The sequence below is a fragment of the Massilia sp. P2_C2 genome (genome assembly GCF_056404615.1).
The window spans coordinates 1-5200 of record NZ_JBFUDR010000372.1 but is presented as its reverse complement, the minus strand read 5'-3'; the positions used below and the strand labels follow the sequence as shown (position 1 = coordinate 5200).

The 5200-nt window shown below is 67.5% G+C and carries 5 protein-coding genes; 4 read left to right on the top strand and 1 reads right to left on the bottom strand.

What is annotated here, in order from left to right; translation table 11 throughout:
• The first annotated feature begins 33 nt into the window (after window positions 1-33).
• The 4 genes from AC1DYX_RS27350 to AC1DYX_RS27335 all read left to right on the top strand — a co-directional run bounded on the left by AC1DYX_RS27350 (window position 34) and on the right by AC1DYX_RS27335 (window position 3554).
• The gene (locus AC1DYX_RS27350; protein ID WP_477264760.1) at window positions 34-615 is read left to right on the top strand and encodes a TerD family protein; all 582 of its coding nucleotides are present in this window, start codon (window positions 34-36) and stop codon (window positions 613-615) included.
• A gap of 253 nt (window positions 616-868) precedes the next feature.
• Complete coding sequence (locus AC1DYX_RS27345; RefSeq protein WP_477264758.1) at window positions 869-1261, top strand: GntR family transcriptional regulator; 393 nt, start codon at window positions 869-871, stop codon at window positions 1259-1261.
• Window positions 1258-2130, top strand: a complete 873-nt coding sequence (locus AC1DYX_RS27340) for an ABC transporter ATP-binding protein (RefSeq protein WP_477264756.1) — start codon at window positions 1258-1260, stop codon at window positions 2128-2130. Before AC1DYX_RS27345 ends, AC1DYX_RS27340 begins: the two co-directional genes overlap by 4 nt.
• A complete protein-coding gene (locus AC1DYX_RS27335; RefSeq protein WP_477264754.1) occupies window positions 2127-3554 on the top strand; it encodes a hypothetical protein in 1428 nt (475 codons plus the stop codon). Before AC1DYX_RS27340 ends, AC1DYX_RS27335 begins: the two co-directional genes overlap by 4 nt.
• A 2-nt stretch (window positions 3555-3556) precedes the next feature.
• Here the strand turns inward: AC1DYX_RS27335 and ggt are convergent.
• Window positions 3557-5200, bottom strand: a 1644-nt coding sequence (gene ggt, locus AC1DYX_RS27330) for a gamma-glutamyltransferase (RefSeq protein WP_477264752.1), incomplete at its 5' end; no start/stop codon positions are given.

Here is a 5200-nt window from a genome sequence, read left to right as displayed (position 1 = left end):
CCGGCGCGCTGACGCACTGAAAGGAGTTTTATCATGGCAGTCAATCTGCAGAAGGGCCAGAAGATCTCGCTGGAGAAGGAAGCCGGCGGCGCCCTGTCCCGCGTGACGATGGGCCTCGGTTGGGACGTGGCGAAGAAGGGTGGCTTCTTCGGCTTCGGCGCGAAGAACGAATCGATCGACCTCGATGCGTCCGTCGTGATGTTCGACGACACCAACCGCCCGATGGACGTGGTCTGGTTCCGTCAACTGAAAAGCCGTGATGGCAGCATCACGCACACCGGCGACAACCGCACGGGTGCCGGCGACGGCGACGACGAGCAGATCGTCGTCGACCTGCGCACGGTGCCGGCGAACGTGAAGTCGCTCGTCTTTACCGTCAACAGCTTCACGGGCCAGAACTTCTCGTCGGTCCAGAACGCATTCTGCCGCCTGTTCGACACGAACAACGGCAAGGAGATCGCGCGCTTCGACCTCTCGGTGCAGGGCTCGCACACGGCCCAGATCATGGCCAAGCTGTACCGCCATAACGGCGAGTGGAAGATGCATGCGATCGGCGAGAACGGCACCGGCCGCACCTTCGACGACCTCATGCCCCTGATCGTGCCGCACCTGTAACCGTTTCAACCTCTGTCGTCTCCGCGGACCTGTCTCTGTCCGCGGTTCCAAAGTGGGCGGCTTGGCGCCCACGCCCTTTAACGGCCTCCTCGTGAGGCCGTCTTTTTTGGCGCCTCCTGAAAAGGTGGGCACGGGGTACCCACCCTACGTATATCTCGTTGCCGTAGGCTGGGCACCCCGTGCCCACTAATAAATACATTGACACGGCACCTTTTCCGTCCTACTGTATTACTTAATTAATACAGTAGACACCATGCCCACCCATACCGCCAGCCTGTTTTCGATCGCGACCGGATCGCCGGAACCGATCTACCGCCAGCTCGTMGAGCAGGTGCGCCGCCTGTCCGCCGGCGGCCAGCTGCGGCCCGGCGACGAGATGCCGTCCGTGCGCGAGATCGCCCAGGCGCTGGCGCTGAACCCGATGACCGTCTCGAAGGCATACAGCCTGCTGGAAATGGAAGGCGTGCTCGCGCGCCGGCGCGGGCTGGGCATGGTCGTGGCCGAGTCCGCGCCGGCGCCGCCGGCCGACCGCGCCAGCCTCCTGCGCCCCACGCTCGAGCGCGCCGCACTGGAGGCGCGCCAGCTCGAGCTCGATCCCGATACCGTCCTGTCTTTGTTCGCAACCATCTTGAAGGAAACAAAATGAGTTCCGCTATCGTTCGCATGTCCTCGGTCAGCAAGTCGTTCGGCAGCCAGCGCGTGCTCTCCGGCCTCGACTGGCAGATCGCGCCCGGCCAGGTCGTGGGCCTGCTGGGCCGCAACGGCGCCGGCAAGTCGACGCTGCTCGAATGCATGCTCGGGTTGCGCGAGGCCGAGGGTGGCAGCGTGGCCCTGTTCGATGAAGACGTGGCCGCGCTGTCGGACGAAGTGCGCGGGCGCATCGGCTATGTCCCGCAGCGCACCGACCTGTTCGACTGGCTGACGCCCATGCAGATGTTCGACTATTTCCAGGCCATGTACCCGCGCTGGAACAAGGGCAAGGTCGAAGGCCTGCTGTCGCGCTGGGACTTCGGGCCGCACCTGCGCAACAAGCCGATCAAGCGGCTGTCCGGCGGCGAGCAGCAGAGACTGGCCATCATCCGCGCGCTGGCGCACGAGCCGGACCTGCTGATCCTCGACGAACCCGTGTCCTCGCTGGACCCCGTCGGCCGGCGTGCCTTTCTGCGTGAGCTTGTCGAGCAGGTGATCGAGCGCGGCACGACGGTCGTGTTCTCCACGCACATTCTGTCCGACCTGGAGCGCGTCGCGTTCGACCTCGCGTTTTTAAAAGATGGCCGCATCGCGCTGCAGGGCCAGACGGACGCATTGCTGGAAGGCGCGCGCCGCATCGTCGTGCCGGCCGCCACGTTGCCGGTCACGCCGCTGGCGGGGGAGGTCAGGCGCCGGCGCGACGGCGGATCGGCCAGCGTGATCGTGCAGGCGCCGGGCGCCGACGTCGAACGCCTTGCACGGGAGCCGGGCGTCCGCGTGGAATCCCTGAGCCTGGAAGAACTGTTCATCGAGGTGACACAATGAACGCCGCCCTGCGCGATTACCGCCTCATCTGGCAGACGGCAACGGCGTATCGGGGAGCGGATGCGATGCGCACCATGTCTCTGGCGGGCGGCGCCTTGGCGGCTTGCGTACTCATCATCGCCGTCCTGGGACACCTCGAGGTTCTGCCGGTGCTGCGCTTCCTTGTCGCAGTCGCCGCGGGGGGGCTGGCGGTCGGATGGAGTTTCGTGTTCGTGCCGGGTTCCGTGCGCCTGAATTCGCCCGTCAACGCCTGGCTGTTGCCGCAGCAGCGCCGCCGCCTGCTGCAGATGGCGGCGGCGTGCTGGCTGGTCGCCACGCTCGGCATCGGCTTCGGCATCGGCACGTGGGACGTGCTGCCGCTCGTCGCGCTGGGCACGCTCGGGCTGCCGTTGCTGAGCGCGGAGAACCGGATCGTCCCGTTCCTGCTGATCGTGGGAGGCAACTGGATCTGGCTGGCGCGCATCGTGCTTCCGCCGGCATGGGCGGACCTCACGACCGGCAACGCCGCCATGGGCGTACTGGGCGTGCTCGTCCTGCCTGCCGCCGTCTGGAGCCTGCGATGGCTGTATCCGGCCGGCGGCGGCGCCTACCTGGACCGGCGCGACGAGCAGGTCAGGCTGATGAATGCCGTCGGCAATTGCGACGACGGCAAGCGGCCGCTCTCCACCGGCATGGCCGGGCAGCAGGGTAACCTGTCGTTCTATGGATCGGCCCTGCGCCGCGAGCTGCGCCGCGCTGATCCGGGTGTCATGCTGATGCACGCACTGGGGCCGGTGGTGCACTGGACCGCGTGGATCATCGGCACCTTCGCTTTGCTGGCCTTCGGCGTCACTGCGCGCATCCTCGCGTCGTCGTACGGTACGTCCATGCAGGCGTTCGTCGACTGGATGGCCGACGTCGCCCCGTCCATGCTGGCACTGTCCATTGCGTTCAGCACCGCGCAGTATGGGCAACAATTGCGCCGCACGCGAGGCGAACAGGCCTTGCTGCGCCTGACGCCGCGGGCCGGCAATGCCGCGCTGCTGAACCGGCGCCTCGCCACGCAGATGCTGCGCCAGGCGCTGGCGATCTGGATCCTGCAGTCCGCGGCAGCCGTCGCGGTGACGCTGCCATTCCTCACCGGACCGGACGCGTTGCTGCGCCAGGTCGGCCTGTGCTGCCTGGCCGGCCAGGCAGCGATGATGGGCCTGCTGGACGACTACGCCAGCGCCGCGGGCGGCTGGAACCTGGCGAAGGGCTTCCGCGCCGCCGCGCTGGCCGCCGTGCAGGCGCTCGCGGCCGTCGGCCTGGGCTGGCTCACCGGCACGACCGCATGGCCATGGCTGGTCGCGCTGCCGCTGGCGGTGTGCGTGGTCGTGCTGCGCCGCGACTGGCACCGCATGCTGGCCGCGCCCCCGGCGTTCCCGGCTGGGCGGATGACGTAGCGTCAGTGCCCGCGCTTCTGCACGAGCGCCGCGCCGCTGCCGTGACGATGGACTTCGCTGACGGCCGTCACGGTGCCGTCCGAATTGAACACGAGAGCGTTGGCGGCGCCGATTTCCTCGGGCTTCGCTTCCCACTTGTGGCCGAACGGTTCCAGTGCCCGGGCCTCGGGCGTGTTCGCGAAGCCCGGTTCGACCGACGTTTCCTTGCTGTTCCGTTGCGACAGCCGGGGCGCGGCGAGCGCCTGGTCCATCGGCATGCCGAGGTCGATGTAGTTGACGATCGTCTGCAGCACCGTCGTGATGATCGTGGCGCCGCCCGGACTGCCGATCGTGAAGGCGGGCTTGCCGTCCTTGAGGGCGATCGTCGGCGCCATGCTGCTGCGCGGGCGCTTGCCGGCCTCGGGGATGTTCGGTGCCGGTCCCATGAAGTCGAAGTCCGTCATCTCGTTGTTCAGCAGGAAGCCGTAGCCCGGCACGACGATGCCGCTGCCGCCCCATGATTCGATCGTGAAGGTGTACGACACGACATTGCCCCATTTGTCGGACACGGTCAGGTGCGTCGTGTGCGTGCCTTCGCGCATGATCAGGTCCTGCTGCGGACGCAGCGGGAAGCTCTTGTCGTTCTCGTACAGGAAGGCGTCGCCGGCCGGGACCACGCCCGCCGCGCGGTCCGGCCGGATCAGCGAGCGGCGTTGCGCCGCGAACTGTTTCGACAGCATGCCTTCGATGGGCGCGTCGACGTATTCCGGATCGGCGAGGTAGGCGTTGCGGTCGGCAAACGCCAGGCGGCTCGCCTCCAGGTACAGGTGCTCCACGTTCGCGCGCGGCATGGCTTTCAGGTCGAAGCCTTCCAGGATGTTCAGCGCCTCGGCCACCGTCGCGCCGCCGCTGCTGGGCGGCGCCATGCCGTACAGGTCGTAGCCGCGGTAGGTCGACCGGATCGGCTGACGGATGCGCGCCTCGTAGTTCGCGACGTCCGCCAGCGTCATCGTGCCGGGCCGGACCTGGACGCCGGCCGCGACGGGCGGCCGGTTGACGGCGTCGACGACGGCGCGCGCCAGCGGTCCTTCATAGAACACCTTATAGCCCTTGGCGGCCAGTTCGCGGTAGGCCTTGGCGAGGTTGGGATTCTTCACGATCGTGCCGACCGGCAGCGCCTTGCCGTTCTTCAAATAGAGCCGGCTCGTCGGCTCGAACATGCCGAATTTCTTTTCGTTTTCGACGATCAGCCCGTGCATCGTCTCGCTGACGGGAAAACCCTTCGTGGCGACCTGAATCGCGGGCGCGAGCACCTGTTTGAACGACATCGTGCCGTAGCGGTCCAGCGCCTCGTGCCAGCCGCGTACGGTGCCCGGCACGCCGACCGATGCGCCGCTGGCGACGGCCGTGTCGAAATCGACGGGCTTGCCGTTGTCGAGGAAGACGTTGGGGCTGAACGACGCCGGCGCCGTCTCGCGGTGGTCGATGGTGATCACGCGCTTGTCCTGCGCAAGGTACGCGACCATGAAACCGCCGCCGCCGATGCCGCAGCTGAACGGATCGGTGACGCCGAGCGTGGCCGCCGCCGCGACGGCCGCGTCGATGGCATTGCCGCCCTGGTTGAGGATGGCGAGCGCGGAAGCCGACGCCTTTTCGCTGATCGTGGC

What these genes read in the sequence shown, in the direction of transcription:
- AC1DYX_RS27340 (WP_477264756.1), top strand. Translation starts at nt 1,258, where the DNA reads ATGAGTTCCGCTATCGTTCGCATGTCCTCGGTCAGCAAGTCGTTCGGC.
- AC1DYX_RS27350 (WP_477264760.1), top strand. Translation starts at nt 34, where the DNA reads ATGGCAGTCAATCTGCAGAAGGGCCAGAAGATCTCGCTGGAGAAGGAA.
- AC1DYX_RS27335 (WP_477264754.1), top strand. Translation starts at nt 2,127, where the DNA reads ATGAACGCCGCCCTGCGCGATTACCGCCTCATCTGGCAGACGGCAACG.